This is a genomic window from Candidatus Aegiribacteria sp. (assembly GCA_021108005.1).
GTDB lineage: Bacteria > Fermentibacterota > Fermentibacteria > Fermentibacterales > JCC-6 > Aegiribacteria.
This window is the reverse complement of the sequence record JAIORS010000202.1, coordinates 1-18170: the sequence shown is the minus strand read 5'-3', so window position 1 is coordinate 18170 and position 18170 is coordinate 1. Positions and strand designations below refer to the sequence as shown.

The following is an 18170-nucleotide window of genomic DNA, read 5'->3' as shown; positions in this document are numbered from 1 at the left end:
ATGGCAGATAACATATCCAGACAGGAACTGGAAGAAGTTAGAAATGATTGGATCAGTAATCCTTCACCGATACTATGTGCCAGGTTCTCAGATCTTCTTCGCAGAACCGGCAGGCTTGATGAATCGCGGGAAATCGCGAGTACCGGTCTTACCAGATGGAAAAATAATATTTCAATTTCAGTGGTTCTTGGCAGGTGTTATAAAGATTCTGGCCTTCTCGAGAAGGCGATGGATATATTCGAAAAAGTGAATTCTACACAACCACAGAACCTTGTAGCACTCAAAAACCTGGCCGAGATACACTTCCTGAAGGAATACTGGAGTAAAGCTGTACACTATTTTGAAGAGTATCTCTTCGAGCAGCCGGGAGATGATGAGGCAAGAGACAGGCTGGAAGAAGCAAGATCCAGGAAGAATTCATCTAACAAGATATCCCTTGATGTTGAGAAAGAGGAATTCGATTCTGATAATGAAGTATTTCCCCAGACGGACAGAATGAGTAAAGTTCTTGAATCTCAGGGCATTGCTACCGGAGCAGTTCCCGAATCGGGGAAAACGGAATCCAGCGGATATCCGATCGAAGAGGAACCGACGGTTGGAAGAACCTCACCGGGAAGCCTGCTCGGATTCTTCTCAGATGAAGAGAAGCAGGAGCTTCAACTGAAACCCTACGATGAAGAGTTTGAATGAGAAGTTCCCGCATCATCACAATCATCAACGGTCCTAACCTTTCACAGCTTGGCAATCGTGAAACTGAACACTACGGAACCACTTCACAGAATGAGCTTGCGGTAATGATCGAAAAAAAAGCATCCAGTGATGGTTATAAGGCAGACTTCATTCAGTCGGACGTTGAAGGGGAGCTTGTCAAAGCTATTAACAGCGCTTCGGGCAGTTCAATCGGTATCGTTATAAACCCGGCGGCATACTCGCATTATTCAATAGCTATAATGGATGCCCTGACCGCGTTTGACGGTCCTGTTGTAGAAGTGCATATAAGCCGTGTGTTTGCAAGGGAATCCTTCAGGAGCGAATTTGTAACCGCAAAAGCCGCGGATGCATTCATTGCGGGAGCTGGAATAAAAGGCTACATTCATGCCTTGGAAATCCTGTACGAATTAATTGATCAGAAAAACGGAGGTAGCATCAGTGCCCACAAGTAATGATTTCAGGCGTGGCATGGTTATTGATATTGATGGAGTGTTATGCCAGATTGTAGAATTTCAGCATGTTAACCCCGGAAAAGGGGCCGCATTCGTTAGATCGAAAATGAAGGAGATACTCTCAGGCAAGGTTCTTGACCGCACCTGGAGGGCGGGCGAGAAAGTTACTGAAGTCAGAGTGGAACACAGGATATGGGAACTGCTCTATATGACCGATATTGAATTCGTCGTTATGAATCCCGATACTTTCGAGCAGATACACCTTGATTTCGACCTGATCGGAGACGCATCCAATTACCTTGTTGAGAACAGTGAAGTTAAGATAGCGTTTGTCGATGACAAACCGATAATGCTTGAACCTCCGGATACTGTGGAGCTTGAAGTAGTAGAAACCGACCCCGGGCTTAGAGGGGATACTGCAAGCGGTGGTACGAAACCCGCAATTCTGCAGACCGGTCTGAAGGTTCAGGTACCGTTGTTCATTCAGGAAAAAGATGTGCTAAAAATCGATACGAGGAATGACAGCTACATTGAAAGAGTATCATCCTGAAACACCGTCGGATTATACTTATTCCCACTTATAACGAAGTACAGAATATTCAACCTCTTTACGACAGCATTCGCGAAGTGTGCGATTTTGATCTGATGTTCATAGACGACAGTTCCCCGGACGGAACGGTCGAAGAGATTCAGAAACTGATTAAAAAAGATCCTGAGGTGCATTTGCTGGAAAGGGAAGCCAAGGAGGGCCTAGGACAGGCATACAAAGAAGCTTACAAAGAAGTCTTTGAATCGGGCCGCTGGGACAGAATATTCATGATGGATGCCGATCTGTCCCATCAGCCGCTTCACCTTGAGATGATTGACAACGCGCTTGATGGTCATGCTTTTGTAGTGGGTTCAAGATATTTGAAAGGCGTCAGTGTGCTGAACTGGTCCATCGTTAGACTGAATCTCAGTTATGCTGCGAACAGGTACATCAAATTATTGACAGGAATGCCCTTCAGTGACAGTACAAGCGGCTTCAGAGGTTTTCGCTCTGAAGTGCTTCCGATCCTTCTATCCTCTGAGATCAAATCCTCCGGATACGCCTTTCTGGTGGAAACCCTTTACGATGTCTGGAAAAAAGGTACAGATATCGGTGAAGTGCCAATCGTTTTCGTAGAAAGGAAAAGGGGTGATTCAAAGGTTTCGATGCGTATATTTTTTGAATCCCTCTTCACTCCACTCCGGCTCCGGATAAATTCTCTTTTCCATCAGTAGTTTTCCCAGAACCATGATACCATGTTGTCCTGCAGTCCTCTTGCTGTCCAGGTTTGACCTCTGGGCACCTCAAACATTATCACAAGTACTATTCTTCTGCCCGAGGAGGAAGTAAGCAGCCCCGCTATCGCTGACGTATCATTTAAAGTTCCGGTTTTTCCTCGAAAGGCTCCAGGAGGCAGATCAGCCATTCTTGATCTCAGCGTTCCATCAACACCGTTTACAGGTAATGTGGCAAGGAACTCCACTCCCCATTCCGCTGAACTGATTCCTTCTGAGAGGATTCTTGCCAGATGTATCGGCGTCAGGCTGTTGAACCTGGAAAGACCCGAACCATCCGCAATCTGAAATCCTGTAAGTGAGGGGACAATATCCCTCAGCAGCTGACCTGTTACATCACAGCCTGCTCCGGTTGAGGCCGGGTTGGATCCTGTTTCAAGGCTGGCAGTTCTAAGAACCATCTCGGCTACCATATTCCTGCTCCACTTATTCATTGAGGTCAGGAGAACGAACATAGGGTCGGAGAATATTACAGAGGTCTGAACCAGTGAAGCTGAATCAGGTGTTTTTCTCTGCATTACCTGATTGATATTAAGACCGGCAGCCTCCAGTTCTACGGCAAGCATTCCCGCGAATTCAGCTGGAGGTCCTGCAAAGGGTTTGTAAAGAACAAGCTGGGTGTCCGGGGGTATCATTCCTTCCAGTATTATCAACGGTCTGTTCTCCGTCCAGCCTTCCACATTTGCTCTTACAGATTCTCTGGTGCCTGTAACAAGATTATTCTCTATTTCCAGACCAGGCAGCGGAGGATAGTAAAAGACTCTCATTGTATCACCTCTTGTGGAGATAATAAGCTGCAGGATATTATCTCCCACAGAAAGACCTTCAATCGGAGGACAGTACATCCTACTCCAGTCGGAGGTATCCCAGCCGGGGTTGTGTGATTCGCTGGTAAATCTTGTTGTGTCCCAGAACAGATCCCAGGAGGAATCAGGATCAAGGAATGCCGCAGTTTCGAGAGCAACAATCCTGATATGTTCCGCACTGAGGAGAGGTGCACCCGCTCCAACTATGAAAAGATTGTTGTCCGCAGTATCGGCCATTATCCTGGTTTCGTACACATAGGAAGGTCCAAGTTCTTTCATAGCCACCAGGGTTGTCAGTAATTTAACCGTGGAAGCCGGTCTGAAATAGGATTCGCCACCGAAATTGTAGAGTATTTCGCCTGTATCCGCGTCTTCCGCATAAACACCGGCTCGCCAGGATGATGGGATTGTCGGCATGTTAAGTGATAAAGACAGAAGCAGCACTAAGTGAAAGAAATAACTCAATTGGACCTCCGGTTGACTTGATATTTTTGGGAACAACATTTAGATTACCACAATATAATTGATCAGTGAACGAAAAAAGTAAAGAATTGTTGGAGGTTTCAATGTTTCGTTGTTTAACAGTCATTTCAATATTGTTGTTTATCTTCGGTTGCGGTAGAGAATCGGAAAACAGTACCGCTGACGAAGCTGATAATTTAAATGGTATAGCCACGGAATACGATGACATCGTTGTAGTCACAGTAGGCGACAGGACAGTTAAAGGTGCCGCTCTGACTCCGGCACTTGAACAGTTCAACGGCGATTCGCTGTTGGTAGATATGAAGATGAGTGCGCTTATTAACAGATTGCTGATTCTGCAGGATGCCCATCAAAGAGGTTTCGATTCTACTCGCGAAATGGAACTGTTTTCTTACGAGAGGGAAAGGGAACAGCTTCAGAGTGCATGGATAGAATTGATTCTTAATGAAAAGGTGGAATTACCTCAGGATACCGTTGAAGAATACTATTCACAAATGGGTACAATGCTGATATACAGTGCGATTACGGTACCTGATAGAGCTTTCTGCGACAGCCTGAGACAGCTTGTTATCGACGGGGAGAACATGGGCGATCTTGCTGAGGAGTATACTACCATTTTCCCTGAGAAATCCACCAGAGGTGTTATCGGACCTGTTGATTTTATGGAAACACACGCATGGGACTATCCGCATCTTGACGGACTGGAAATAGGCGAGTTGTCCTCAATTGATTCATCCCGTTCCGGTTTGAGATTTGTCAGGATAGACAGTGTCTATCAGGACTCTGTACCTGACATCGAAGAGATCAGGGAGCAGATCAGCAATAGAATACTCGGCAGAATGAGAATGGCATACAAGGCTCAATTATTTGACAGTCTTGTAACGGTTAACAACCTCCGGACGTCAGAGGGAATTCCTGAACTCATTGCTGATCACTATACCGGGAACGGTCACGAATTCGAACCATTTACTTCCGATCAGGAAGATATGGTCGCGTATACATTCACAGGCGGAGAAAGAACTCTGTACGCTTTCGTTGAAAATATAAAGAACCTTCCTCACATGTCCGACATTGTGCTTGATGATCCTGATTGGATAAGGGAATACAGCCGGCTTCTTGGTACATACGATATTTTGGCTATGGAAGCGAAAAAACTCGAAATGGATACGCTGCCTGAGCTGGTTTCATTTATCGATAAGCGTATTGATAATCAAGTACTTGATATCTATTACGATAAGGTCATAGAGCCGATGATTGTTCCAACCGAGAATGAACTGAGGGATATCTACGAAATCGAACAGGATTCGCTCATTATTCCAGAAGAGAGAACATTCAGGACGATAGGTGCTGTTGGAGAAGAACAGATGGATTTACTTCAGAATGTTATGGAGGCCGGCGGCGACCCTTATTCGATTGCAGAAGATCTTACAAAAGTACAGAGGATCCTTGCTCCAGGGGAGTTGCTGATAACCACGCCCATGACAGCGTCCGATATTCCGTCTCCATACAATGAGATGCTATTCAGCGCAGAGATGAATGAAACAGTCATCTGTTCTACTGCTTCTGATCGAGTTCTGGTGTTCGAAGTGATTGAAATCAATCCTGAACATAATGCGACATTTGAAGAATCACGGAGTCAGCTTACAGAAATATTCCATGCTTCTGAAGAAGAAGAAATAATTTGCGCACTTGTAGACAGCCTCAGTTCTGTATATCATATAGAAATAGATGCTGGATTTATTAATAGATTCGTTTATGCTGATTCATCATTTATTAATCAGCTTTAAATGAACGGCTGAATATTGAGCAAAGCGGGCTTCAAGACATTTTCTTTATGTTTCTGGAGGTGTATCAATGATATGTAGATGCTGCGGTCATGATAACAATGGACGTACTAAAGGTAAGTGTGAGAACTGCGGTTTTGAACTTTCAACGCAGAACGATGGTATGAAATCCAAGCGCAGTGCTATTCAGAAAAAACTCAAGAATCCTGTGAATTACAAGGAGCGGAGCGAATTCAGAATTCCTCCTCCAAGAGGAAACGTTCCGGCGATAGGTATTCTGATTGCTATTGTGGGCTGTGCAGCTGCATTTGTAATCACGAATGTATTCGAGAGGTCCGAGTATACACCAGAGCTTCCAGAGAGGGAGGGTTTTGAGCAAGTAATTGCGGAAAACCCGATAGATTCCATTGCTGCGCTAATTGCCTCTGATATTGTCTACGTCATGAACGACAGCGCTTCAAGAGCCCTGCCAAGGTCAAATGTTGACATGACACTCATCCCCGAGGGTTCCACAGTATCATTTCTGGGAAACTGGTCAGTTCCTCTGAGACCCGCAGCTTCTTTCATAGTGCAGAAAATCAGTCAACGGGAGTTCAACCCTCTTAAAATCGACAGAATCTGTGTCTGGACCGACAGCACCGAAACCGAATTCATATCTGCTTCTCTTATCAAGCTCGAGGTTTCCAATGTAGACACTGTTACCGGTCCAGTTCTTGTAAAACTCTACTTCACTCCGGAGATGATGAGGGGCAGAGTAGAGGAATTCAATGTGCAGTACGACATGGCTGTTGATACACCCGAATTTACTGAAAGCCAGTTGAATAACCTGATTCTAACAGTATCCAGAAGGCTGGAGAATAAGGATTACGAAGGACGCAGGATTCAGGTTGCTGCCCTGTTCGATTACAATGCGTACAGTCTTGGTGATGCTGTCGATATCATGAGACGGATTACGCCAATGGCCATTGACAGCCTTGGCTACGAAGGATTTTCCGTAAGCGTTTTTGCCCTTACGGATTAATTCTTACTTTCTTCAGTTCAGCGGATCAGCACTGGTTTCACTGATGAATCCTACTGGTCGAATCTGTATATAACCGAGTAAAGACCCTGTGGCACATAATCGTTCATTGACCAGGCTCGACTGTTCCGGCGGGAAGATGCAATCTTGATGCGGGATTTCCGGAAAGGTATTAAATGACCGATAAGCGAAAACTGGAGATATTCTCCGAAATACTTCGATTCAGAACCATATCCCGTCAGCCTGGAGAGGTTTTTGACATGAAGCCCTTCAGGGAAATCGCTGAATACCTGAAAAGAACCTTCCCACTGGTGCACAGGCGTTTTAAAAGAGAAACCGTCAGCGACGGAAGTCTTCTCTATACACTTCATGGAGCGGATCAATCGCTGAAACCCTTTATGCTTACCGCTCATCTGGATGTAGTTCCGGCTGAGGATGGTGAACTGTGGCTGGAACCACCCTTTTCGGGCAATATCAGGGATGGAAGAATATGGGGAAGGGGAAGTATCGATTACAAAGCTGGTGTTTCCGCCATGCTTCAAGCTTGCGAGGATATCCTTGAAATGGGATTGAACCCCGGTCGCACCATTATTCTTGCTTTCGGGCATGACGAGGAGATCGGCGGAGTTAACGGTGCTTCCGAAATCGTGAGAATTCTCAAGGATAGAGGTGTTTTCCTGAGTTCTGTACTGGACGAAGGCGGGTATATCTACAGTTACCCATGGCTGGAAAAGGATGTAGCCGTCATCGGTCTTGCGGAGAAGGGATACCTTACAATCAGGTTGACAGCATCAGGAGTTCAGGGACACGCTTCGGTACCTGAGCTTCGCACTGCGGCCGGCAGTCTTTGCGGGTGCCTCGCAGCGCTCGAGAGGAATCAGATGCCACCGAAGCTCTGCAGCCCTGTGGAGATGATGCTGCAGTCGACTTCCGGCATGCTCAGGGAATCCCTGGTCAGCGGTAATTACGTACCAACTCCTGAAGAGATGACGACTATTATTGAAAGATGGTCTTCCGGGAACGCCCTTATAAGGACTACCACAGCTATTACAATGATTCGGGGCAGCAGCAAGGAGAACATCATTCCGGCGGAACCGTATGCCCTCGTGAATTTCAGGGCGGTACCAGGTGATCATTCGCGTGATATCATGAATCATGTTCTGGCGATAGCGGAACCATTTGGAGTGGATGCAAGGTACGATGATGCGAATCAGATTCACGAACCCTCCGCTATATCTTCAATAGATACGGAGGAATTCAGAGCCATAAGCGCGATTTCCAGGAAAATCTGGCCGGATACCCCCGTTGTGCCGGGCATTTTTCCCGCAGCGACCGATTCAAGACATTACTGCGGCATAACGGATAACGTGTACAGGTTCGAGCCGGTTCATCTTGGAACAAGGGGCATTGGAGCCCTGCACTCCGCCGGAGAATCCATAAAAGTGAAGGATTATTTTAATGCTGTCAGTTTCTACGCGGGTTATATAAGAAGCGTATGCCAATAGGAAATTCACTTTCCCACCGCTATTACCTTGACCACCCGAATATCTAGTATCTGTGATCTTCTGACTGAAGTGACGATACGGAGGACGGTCCATTCCGATTGATTATCGTATTGCTTTCCTGTTGAATTGATATACAGTATAGTTAATGAGGATTGCAACTAATGATAACATGGGGTCTAAGATGAACAATATCGGTATGGAGTATATCGATGATCTCAGCGGTTTGTACAACCGCCGTTATTTGAATAGAACCGTTTTTGAGCAAATACGGAAAACGGGTCTGAAAAAACGTTTTCTTTCAGTGGTCATTATCGACCTTGATAATTTCAAGAACATCAACGATACGTACGGTCATTCCATGGGAGACGCGGTTCTAATAGAATATGCCGCTTTTCTCAGGGATCTTTTGAGGAAAGACGATATCGTTTACCGATATGGTGGAGACGAGTTTGTTTTCATACTACCGAACACCAGATACAAGCAGGCTGCCAGAATCTCATCCCGTGTTCTTGAGCAGTGCCATTCCAGAGAGTTTTCAGAGATAAGGCTGACCTGCAGTATTGGCATCGCATCATTTCCAATAGACGGACATGACTGGATGTCAATTTTTAATGCTGCTGACCGACGTCTCTATAGCGCGAAAAGACACGGAAGAAACCGGATTGGCAGTTTCAGGAAGGAAGACAGGAGCGTAATTACTCCTACAGTGGAATTAGTTGGCCGGGAAAAGGAGATTGGCAGAATCAACGATGTTATCAACCGCACTGCTGATGGTAACATGAGAGCTGTCTGCATCAGTGGGGAAATAGGTGTCGGGAAAACACGATTGGTTCATGAAGTAACAAAAAAGTCAGAGAACAAAGACATCGCGTTTCTGGAAAGCAATCTTTCCGCAACGACAAGATCCATTCCATACTATCCTTTCAGGGAGATCGTCCGGAGTGTTTTTATCAAAGAAGGCAGAGAGAGTATTGCAGGAATTCCCCAGGCATTTCTGATAGAGCTGACGAAAATCGTGCCGGAGTTATCTGATGAACTCTCGGAACTGGACAGAAGTGTATTCATGCTTGACAAGTTCAGACTTTTTGAAGGAATACGCAGATTCATGGAACTGCAGGCTTCAAGATCACCTTTGATAATATGTCTTGATAATATCCACTGGGCGGATGACAGTTCGCTGGAGCTTTTTAACTACCTGGTTAGAGCGTTGAAAGAAATCCCTGTTTTTTTCTTTTTTATATACCGTGTTGAAGAGGCAAAGTCTAGATTATTCATGAGTATAATGCAGTCGATGGATCGTGAAAAACTGTATGACTGGATCGAACTTGAGCCCCTGGAACCCTTCGAAGTCGCACAGATGATATCGCTTATTGTAGGCATTCCCCCATCACCCGAACTCAATGCTTTTATCTACAGGGAAACAGGCGGCAATCCATTTTTTATCGAGGAGCTGATGAAGTCCATGGAATCTAATGACGCGTTCATCAGTACCGAGACAGAGCTTTCATTCATCGAGGACAAAAACATCGTCATTTCCCATCTGATCAAGGGTGTGATCAACAGGAAAATGGGTATGATGAGCAGTCAGTCACGTGAAATGCTTGAGTATGCCGCGGTAATCGGCAGGGAGTTCGATTTTTCCTTACTGCGCGAAGTAACCGGAATGAATGAAGGGCAGCTTTTTGATCTGATGGATGAGATTTTAAGTATGAGATTATTGAAGGAGAAGGAAAGTGAGAGATACTGCTTTTCAGAAGATGTAATAAGAGAGACTATTTATCAGCAAATACACAAAATCAAGACAAAGCGTTATCATCAGATAGTCGGAGAAGCATTACTTTCCCTTAATGCAGAGCATGTTGATAATGTGGTAGAAGAATTGGTACATCATTATTATATATGCAATTATAATGATAAAGTAATAGAATATGGCACGATTGCTGCGGACAGGGCAAAAAACGCTTATGCGAATCGAGACGCTATAAAGTTCTACAGCAGAGTGCTGGAATGTCTGAAAGAGAACGAGATGGAGGGCCGGGAACTAAGGCAAATTGAAGTTCTGAAAAAAAGAGCGTCAGTTCTTGATCTGGTCGGTGATAATGAGATGGCAATCGAGGATCTGAGAGAAGCTGTTAAGAATTCGCGGGTACTCGGGGAGAAGAAACTGGAAGCTGATTGTCTTATTGATTTGTGCAGAGTGTTCTTTGGGCTGTCACACTACGATGATACTATTGAAATGGCAGAGAAAGCTCTGAATATCTACAGGGAAATGAATGACGAGCAGGGAGAGATAGGAGGTCTTAATTGTATAGGAATCGCCAACTGGTATCTTGGTGAATTCAAAAACGCTCTGGAATTGTATCAGAATTCATTAGTGATTGCCGAAAAGACAGAGAATAAGAAGTACCAAGCAATGATTCTTGGAAATCAGAGTATTATTTTCTGGAATCTTGGCGAGTATTCAAAAGCATTGAAATACTACCTTCGTTCACTGGAGATCACAGAAACACTCAATGATATCGAAACCGAAGCACGAGCGCTCAGCAATATCGGTCTCATATATGGAGACCTTGGTGATAGTACAAAAGCAAAGGAATCCTATCTGAGATCTTTGAAGTTATCAGCTGAAATGGGTGCAAGGAAGCTTGAAGCGAGTACTCTTAATAATATTGGAATCCTGAGTGTACTATCCGGAGAATATGCCAAGGCAATAGAATACTATGAGACCTCAATGAATATTTCGATTGAAACCGGTACTCGTAAAGTCGAGGCGATGACTCGCAACAACATTGGAATTCTTTACTGTTACCTTGGTGATTATTCCAGGTCTCTTGAATACTGTTCACATGCATTACAGATCTCACGGGAGATTGACGATCGTCAGACAGAGACGGAAAGCCTTATCGGCATTGGAGATTCGTACCTCGAAGAAGGAGTGTTTTCCACCGCTGAAGAGCACTATGAAGAAGCTCATTCAGTTGCCCTGACGATCAAATCAAAACCTCTGCTTGCTGAAGTACTTCTAAGCTTTATATCGCTTTACCTTGAAAAAAATGACCTGATAATGACCGGAAAAACACTCGATAAGGTTTTTCACCTGATCGATACGATTGATTCCAGGAAAATAGAAGCCACAGCACACTGTCTGTCCGGTCGTTTGTGCACAAAGGAGAAAAAATGGAATAAAGCTGTGATATCTTTTGATAAATCATTATCGATCTTTAAAGATATTAACAGACAATTGAATATTGGCCAGGTTCATTACTATCAGGGATTAATGTACAGGGAATCCGGGGATGAAGCCAAAGCGATGAAAAATCTGCACATTGCTCAGAAGATATTCGATAGACTCAACTCACAGATATGGATTGAAAAAGTCAGGTTGGAGAAAGAAAAAGGAGCATGAGAACCGAATGAACGAATCCGGGGGAAACGAAATTCTCAGAAGAACCAGAAGGATTACTGTGGCAGGGCTGATACTTAACGTATTTCTGTCCTGCTCCAAGCTTGCGGGAGGCATTCTAAGCAACAGTCATGCCCTGATAGCAGATGGTGTGCACAGCCTTTCCGATTGTGTTACAGATGTGACAATAATTATTGGAGCGAAGTATTGGACTAAACCATCCGACGCGAACCATCCTCATGGCCATGCAAGGATAGAAACCATAGTCTCGGGGTTTATCGGAGGTTTTATAATCCTTACGGGTCTTTACATCGCGTGGCAATCGTTCTGCGCCATTATGAACCCCGCCGAGAACCCACCAGGATGGCCCGCCTTTGCCGTGGCGGTGATGGCAATCCTATCGAAAGGAATTCTCTCACGGTGGACTTTAAAAACCGGCAGAAAACTTAAATCCCCGGCCCTGGCAGCCAACGCGATGCATCAGCGGTCCGATGCTATCAGCTCGATACCGGTAGCAATAGTCGTGCTCACGGCAAGACTTAACAGTTCACTTATCGTTCTGGACGGTATCGGAGGAGCCATCGTATCGATATTTATTTTAAAACTCGGAATCGGTATCATTCGACCTGTTCTTTGGCAGCTGACGGACACGGCAGCTCCTCCGGAGATAATTAACGAATTGAGAAGAATCGCTTTATCTGTGCCCGGTGTGAAGGATGTTCACAATTTGAGAACAAGGTATCAGGGTGAGGGCATCCAGGCAGACATGCATATCGTGGTTGATGGTCAAATGCCCCTTGCGGAAGCGTTTTCCATACTCAAGAAAGTTGAGTGGAATTTGTATAACATTGGACCGGGTGTTATAGACGTCATGGTGAGGCTTGAACCCGATTAGATGCTGGCATTCCAGCTGAACAGAGGGTTTATTTTCATAGCCCTTGCGTCATTCTCACGGAACTATATAATTAATAAAGGTTTTATTAGAGGGAGGCGATGATGGGTTTCAAGATTGTAAGCAGTGCTTTCAAAGATAACGGATATTTACCGCCCTGGTACTCCAGGAATAAAGGTGATGCATCTCCTCCTATCGGTTGGACGGAACCTCCGAAGGGAACCAGTAGCCTTTCCCTGATAGTTACATGCACGGATTCCTCCACTGGAAAGGTGTACTGCCACTGGGTGATGTACAACATACCTCCTAAAGCTAATACGATCTATGGTAAACGTCCGCACAGTAACGTTTCGCATGATGGTACTCTGCAGGGTGTGAACAGCTTCGGGGGAGTCGGCTGGGAGGGCCCTGACGACGATGTCCAGGATCAGGAACTGATCTTCAACCTTTACGCCCTGAATAGCAAGTTGGATCTTCCCGGAGGAGCATCCTTCCAGGACGTGGAGGACGCCATAAAGGATCATATTATCCAGGTGGCAAAACTTACCGGAAGGTATTCACCACGCTGAAACCCGAAAGACTGAGAAGCGCATTCGCGCCGCGGTGGAGTATCCGCCCCGATACAGTATTTCTGAACCATGGTTCTTTCGGAGCCTGTCCTACCGAAGTCAGTAATTACAGAAAAGATCTACTTTATGAACTGGAAAGCCAGCCGCTGGATTTCATTCTGAGGCGGTATATGCCTGTGGTTCCAGATATCCTTAGAAAACTGGAGACATTCACAGGAGCGTTTCCGGGTTCCGTAGTGCTTGTTCCCAACGCGACCACAGGTGTGAATACGGTTCTTTCAAATCTGCGGCTGAATCCAGGAGACGAACTCTTAACGACAGGCCAGGAGTATTTCGCATCCAGAAACGCGCTTCAGTTCTATGCTGACAGAAATAAAGCAAGGGTTCTAGAGGTGCCTATCGAAGTACCTGTGTCCGGCCCGGATCAGATTATTGATTCAATCATATCACGAGTTACCGGCAGAACTGTTCTTGTACTTGTTGATCATGTCTCCAGTCAAACGGGTATGATACTTCCAATCGAGAAACTCATTCAAAAACTGGACGAACTTGGAATAGATGTGCTCGTTGACGGAGCGCACGGCCCCGGCATGCTTCCGCTGAATCTTAAAGAACTTGGCGCTGCCTATTACACAGGGAATTGCCATAAGTGGATGTGCGCCCCTAAAACCGCAGCCTTGCTCTACGTGAGACCGGACAGGCAGAATGGTTTCCGGCCTGCGGTAATGAGCCATTTCGCCTCTGATTTTGAATCGGGTTTATCCGGATTTCAGGCGGAGTTTTTCTGGAACGGAACAATCGATCCTACTCCAAGAATGACAATTCCCTTCGTTATCGATTATATGGAGAAGCTGCATCCTGAAGGCTGGAACGGCATAATGAGGGAGAATCATGAGAAGGTGGTACGGGCCAGTGAGTTGATCTCGAGAAAACTTGGACTTCAGCTTGCGTGTCCCGCCAATATGCTTGGCTCGATGGGCTCGGTAATCCTTCCTTACAAACCACCATCAGCTTTACCTCCGCCCGAAGGTATCGACGCGCTGCAGAACTGGCTGTTAGAGGAGAAGCAAATCGAGATCCCGGTTATCTTCACGGATAATCCCAGGGGCAGATTCCTCCGGTTATCAGCACAGCTGTACAATGGTGATGCCGAGTACGAATACCTCGCCACCTCCCTCCAAGGCCGGACTTACCTTTCTAACCTTTAGCACTCGGGGACGTACCATTCTTCTTCAACTTATGAAGCTAATTGTATACATTACAATAGATTACGCTAAGGATGCGCTAAACTGATCTCTTGGAGAATATATCAGGCGTATCGCATTAAAGCCTGTCAGTCTTCTTCCGGATGTTCCATCCACCCAGCCGTACTGTTCCCGCTGACCAGGTGGCAGAAAGAAATTAACAAGGCATTTGCCGTACCGATACCGGTGCAGGTATAATCTGACGGTAATTAAGATTGTGATAGTGGAAAATCAAGTTCCTTGCGGTAGGAGGAGAATAATGCAAATCATTGCAAAAACAATTTTTATCATTCTATTTATTCCCTGTCTAAGTTGGGCAACAACCTACTATGTCGATCAAGATCATCCTGAATCCAGTGATACCAATCCAGGTACAGAATCATTACCGTGGCTAACAATCCAGAAAGCTGCTGATACGATTATTGCAGGTGACACGGTGTACATCAAAGAGGGAATCTACAATGAGCAGGTTAAACCACAGAATTCAGGAAGTCCCGAAAATTACATCGCATATCTTGCCTATCCTGGCGATACCGTCACAATTGATGGTTCCGGAATACCATTACCGGATTGGTATGGAATGTTTGATATCACAGGTAAAAGCTATATCGAGGTTTCAGGATTAAGAGTAATTAACTCCACAGATACTGGAATTATTACATGGGAGTCAGATCATATCATAATCGAGAATAACTATACCTGTAATACGGTTTCCTCAGGCATTGGTGTCTGGATTTGTTCCAACATAATTATTGATGGCAATGAGGTTGAACTCGCCTGTAATGATGGTTTGCAGGAATGTATTACAGTGGCCGACACCGATACCTTTGAAGTTATGAACAATCATGTTCACCATGGAGGACCCGGGACTAATGGAGGCGAGGGTATTGATGCAAAGGAAGGGAGTTCAAACGGGCTAATTTGCAAAAACTATGTTCACGATATGGATATAAACAGGTTGGGTATTTATGTGGATGCATGGGACAAACATACCTATAACATCGATGTTTATCAGAACATTGTACATAATTGTGCTCACGGTATTGCCGTAGCTTCCGAGGCAGGCGGTTTTCTTGAAAATGTCAGAATCCATAACAATATCGCTTACGATAATGAGGAAGTTGGCATCTGGATTGCTAATTGGTCGTTAGCACCACAACAACCAATGAAGGACATTTTTGTGATAAACAACACCCTTTTCAACAATGGGAATGAATGGGGTGGCGGAATAAGTGTGATGAATTCGGATGCGGATAACGTCGTCATAAGAAACAACATTTGCAGCCAAAACCTGTTATTTCAAATTGTAATAGAAGATGCCCCACAAAATTTATTTGTAGACCATAATTTAATTGATGGATTTCATGGATATCCGGGGGAGATTTTCGGCAGCGACAGTGTAGCAGGAGATCCTGTGTTTGTAAATTCAGCGGAAGCCGATTTTCATCTGCAGTTAAGTTCACCTGCCATAAACAGCGGTTCTTCTGTTGATGCGCCGAACTTCGACTTTGATGGAAATACACGACCTCAAGGATACGGATATGATATTGGAGCTTATGAATACGTAATGACCGGTGTTGATGAACGATCCGGTGGAATACAATCGATGTACAGGTTATATCAAAACTCTCCAAATCCGTTCAATTCCACAACGAGAATATCGTACTGCATCCCAGGCTCATGTTATGTTACATTAGCCATTTACGATATTTCAGGCAGAACGGTTCAAACTTTAGTGAATGAGAGCCAAACAGCCGGCAGCCGTTCAGTCAATTTTGATGCTGGTAATCTTTCCAGCGGCGTTTACTTCTACCGGCTGAAAGCAAGCAATGAGTTTGTTGAAACAGGGACTATGATATTGATGCGATAAAAAATGGCTTCACACAACAATGCAAATCAACCTGAAAGCGAAGGATTGGACTTTTTGAAATATTTATTTAGGTCAGGGATTGCATTATCCAGACTCTTACTTCTGGTTGTCTTTGTTTCAATTCCAGTATATGGGGCTACCTATTACGTCGATGCTTCAAATGGAAATGACAGTAGCAATGGCACATCAGAAGCAACTGCATGGAAGACGATCAGTAAAGTTAACTCCTCCAGCTTCAGTCCGGGGGATGATATTTTATTCCTGAGAGGGGAAATCTGGCTGGAGGCACTTATTGTACCGTCATCCGGCTCCTCCGGCAGTCCGATAACGTTTGGTGCTTATGGAAGTGGAGATAAGCCAATAATAAGCGGCAGGGATTCAGTACCCGGCTGGAGCGTTGCCGGAAATTGGACTCAAGACAGTAACGTTTGGTCTATCAACTTGGCTAACGACCCTTACCGATTATTTTTATCTGGAACCGAATATATTGAAGCAGAAAATGAAGGAAGTGTAGATTCCAGCGAACGATGGTGGTATGACCGGGATAATGATATCCTCAAAGTTTATGCGACTATAAATCCTTCAATCGCATACTCAAATGTCGAAGGAGCGAGATTGGCTGCTTTTTCCACCGTATTCATCACAGAAAGCTATGTTGTTTTACAAAATATGGATGTAAGGGGAGGAGCGGCAGCGATAGAACTTGAGGATTTGGATCATGTTATTATTGATAACTGTACAGTTGGATTGTATTCTGGATATCAAGGTATTCGTTTAATAGGATACAGTAGCACCGTGAATTATTGTGAGATTAAAAATTGCATGATAGAATCCGGTTATAATAATTGGGATTATTCATATATAAGAGCTGACGGATATCATTTACAGGATGGTATTTATATAGGTCATAACGCAAATTATAATATAGTGTATGGGAATACAATATCTAATTGGGGTCATGCTTGTGTTGGAGTAGAAAATCTCGAGCATCCTACAGAAACATGTAATAATAATGAAGTGTATGGAAATATAATGACTTCTCCTAACACGAATTACAACAGAGGGTTCTTCACAGATGCAGGCAATACTACTGACATGTGCGCATATAACAAAATCTACATGAACTTAATACAGAATACAACAGTTAGAAATCAAATACATGGCAATAATAATGAAGTTTATTATAACCTAATTATTAATGTGGTTGATAATCCTAATTATGGACAATCTTATTTAGCTCAAGGAATATCTATATTTGCGGCTGAGGGGCAGATTTGTCATGACAATATAGTATATAATAATATTATATTTAATACAGATGATATTGGGCTGACTATACTCGATAATGAGGGATGGGGCGTTAAAGAAAACAACTTAATCAGAAATAACATTATCTGCAATTTCGGTGGAGATTACGGAATCAGAATAACTGACTGGGGTTATGAAACAGTAAAGGGAAATACTTATCAGAATAACTTAATTTACAAATCTGGAGTAAGTAACGTTATTTATTACAGGGGCTCGACAATGAGTGTTAGTACATTCAATGGAGAGAATGGAAACAACGATGATGTAATTGAAAACAACATTCAGCTGGATCCATTATTCACTGACCCATTAAGTAATGACTTCACTCTCCAATCAATTTCCCCTGCAATTGATGCAGGAATGGATGTAGGTCTGACCCAGGATTTTGATGGCAACTATGTTCCACAGGGCTCTGCCCCGGATATAGGTGCTTACGAATATCTATTTACCGGTGTTGATGAACGATCCGGTGGAATACAATCGATGTACAGGTTATATCAAAACTCTCCAAATCCGTTCAATTCCACAACGAGAATATCGTACTGCATCCCAGGCTCATGTTATGTTACATTAGCCATTTACGATATTTCAGGCAGAACGGTTCAAACTTTAGTGAATGAGAGCCAAACAGCCGGCAGCCGTTCAGTCAATTTTGATGCTGGTAATCTTTCCAGCGGCGTTTACTTCTACCGGCTGAAAGCAAACAATGAGTTTGTTGAAACAGGGACTATGGTATTGATGCGATAAAAATGGCTGCAATTATGCAGAACTCAACAAAGGAGGTGCTTCACTAAATGCAGAA

The 18170-nt window shown here is 44.3% G+C and carries 14 protein-coding genes; 13 read left to right on the top strand and 1 reads right to left on the bottom strand.

The window, feature by feature from the left end:
- Genes K8S15_12665 through K8S15_12650 form a run of 4 tightly spaced genes read left to right on the top strand, consistent with a single transcriptional unit; the run spans window position 1 to window position 2426 of the window.
- Entirely contained in the window at window positions 1-690 is a 690-nt protein-coding gene (locus K8S15_12665; GenBank protein ID MCD4776889.1) for a hypothetical protein, read from the top strand.
- Entirely contained in the window at window positions 687-1163 is a 477-nt protein-coding gene (locus K8S15_12660; protein MCD4776888.1) for a 3-dehydroquinate dehydratase, read from the top strand. Before K8S15_12665 ends, K8S15_12660 begins: the two co-directional genes overlap by 4 nt.
- The gene (gene efp, locus K8S15_12655; protein MCD4776887.1) at window positions 1150-1713 is read left to right on the top strand and encodes an elongation factor P; all 564 of its coding nucleotides are present in this window, start codon (window positions 1150-1152) and stop codon (window positions 1711-1713) included. The genes K8S15_12660 and efp overlap by 14 nt, the downstream gene beginning before the upstream one ends.
- Window positions 1704-2426, top strand: coding sequence for a polyprenol monophosphomannose synthase (locus K8S15_12650; GenBank protein ID MCD4776886.1), 723 nt, complete (start codon window positions 1704-1706; stop codon window positions 2424-2426). The genes efp and K8S15_12650 overlap by 10 nt, the downstream gene beginning before the upstream one ends.
- Here K8S15_12650 and dacB read toward each other — a convergent pair.
- Window positions 2420-3757 (bottom strand): D-alanyl-D-alanine carboxypeptidase/D-alanyl-D-alanine-endopeptidase, encoded by a 1338-nt coding sequence (dacB, locus tag K8S15_12645; protein MCD4776885.1) that lies wholly within the window; start codon window positions 3755-3757, stop codon window positions 2420-2422. The genes K8S15_12650 and dacB overlap by 7 nt on opposite strands.
- A gap of 101 nt (window positions 3758-3858) precedes the next feature.
- Here dacB and K8S15_12640 point away from each other — a divergent pair, with 101 nt between their 5' ends.
- The 9 genes from K8S15_12640 to K8S15_12600 all read left to right on the top strand — a co-directional run bounded on the left by K8S15_12640 (window position 3859) and on the right by K8S15_12600 (window position 18115).
- On the top strand, window positions 3859-5562 hold the full coding sequence (locus K8S15_12640) for a peptidyl-prolyl cis-trans isomerase (protein ID MCD4776884.1): 1704 nt from the start codon (window positions 3859-3861) through the stop codon (window positions 5560-5562).
- 67 nt (window positions 5563-5629) lie between these two features.
- The gene (locus tag K8S15_12635; protein ID MCD4776883.1) at window positions 5630-6580 is read left to right on the top strand and encodes a hypothetical protein; all 951 of its coding nucleotides are present in this window, start codon (window positions 5630-5632) and stop codon (window positions 6578-6580) included.
- 173 nt (window positions 6581-6753) lie between these two features.
- A complete protein-coding gene (locus tag K8S15_12630; GenBank protein MCD4776882.1) occupies window positions 6754-8082 on the top strand; it encodes a M20/M25/M40 family metallo-hydrolase in 1329 nt (442 codons plus the stop codon).
- 181 nt (window positions 8083-8263) lie between these two features.
- Entirely contained in the window at window positions 8264-11488 is a 3225-nt protein-coding gene (locus K8S15_12625) for a diguanylate cyclase (protein ID MCD4776881.1), read from the top strand.
- Window positions 11489-11495: 7 nt separating this feature from the next.
- Complete coding sequence (locus K8S15_12620) at window positions 11496-12380, top strand: cation diffusion facilitator family transporter (protein ID MCD4776880.1); 885 nt, start codon at window positions 11496-11498, stop codon at window positions 12378-12380.
- A 101-nt stretch (window positions 12381-12481) separates the two neighbouring features.
- The gene (locus K8S15_12615) at window positions 12482-12946 is read left to right on the top strand and encodes a YbhB/YbcL family Raf kinase inhibitor-like protein (protein ID MCD4776879.1); all 465 of its coding nucleotides are present in this window, start codon (window positions 12482-12484) and stop codon (window positions 12944-12946) included.
- Between the two features lie 11 nt (window positions 12947-12957).
- Complete coding sequence (locus K8S15_12610) at window positions 12958-14154, top strand: aminotransferase class V-fold PLP-dependent enzyme (GenBank protein MCD4776878.1); 1197 nt, start codon at window positions 12958-12960, stop codon at window positions 14152-14154.
- A gap of 295 nt (window positions 14155-14449) precedes the next feature.
- Complete coding sequence (locus K8S15_12605) at window positions 14450-16060, top strand: right-handed parallel beta-helix repeat-containing protein (protein MCD4776877.1); 1611 nt, start codon at window positions 14450-14452, stop codon at window positions 16058-16060.
- Window positions 16061-16063: 3 nt separating this feature from the next.
- Window positions 16064-18115, top strand: coding sequence for a T9SS type A sorting domain-containing protein (locus K8S15_12600; GenBank protein MCD4776876.1), 2052 nt, complete (start codon window positions 16064-16066; stop codon window positions 18113-18115).
- Window positions 18116-18170 lie beyond the last annotated feature (55 nt).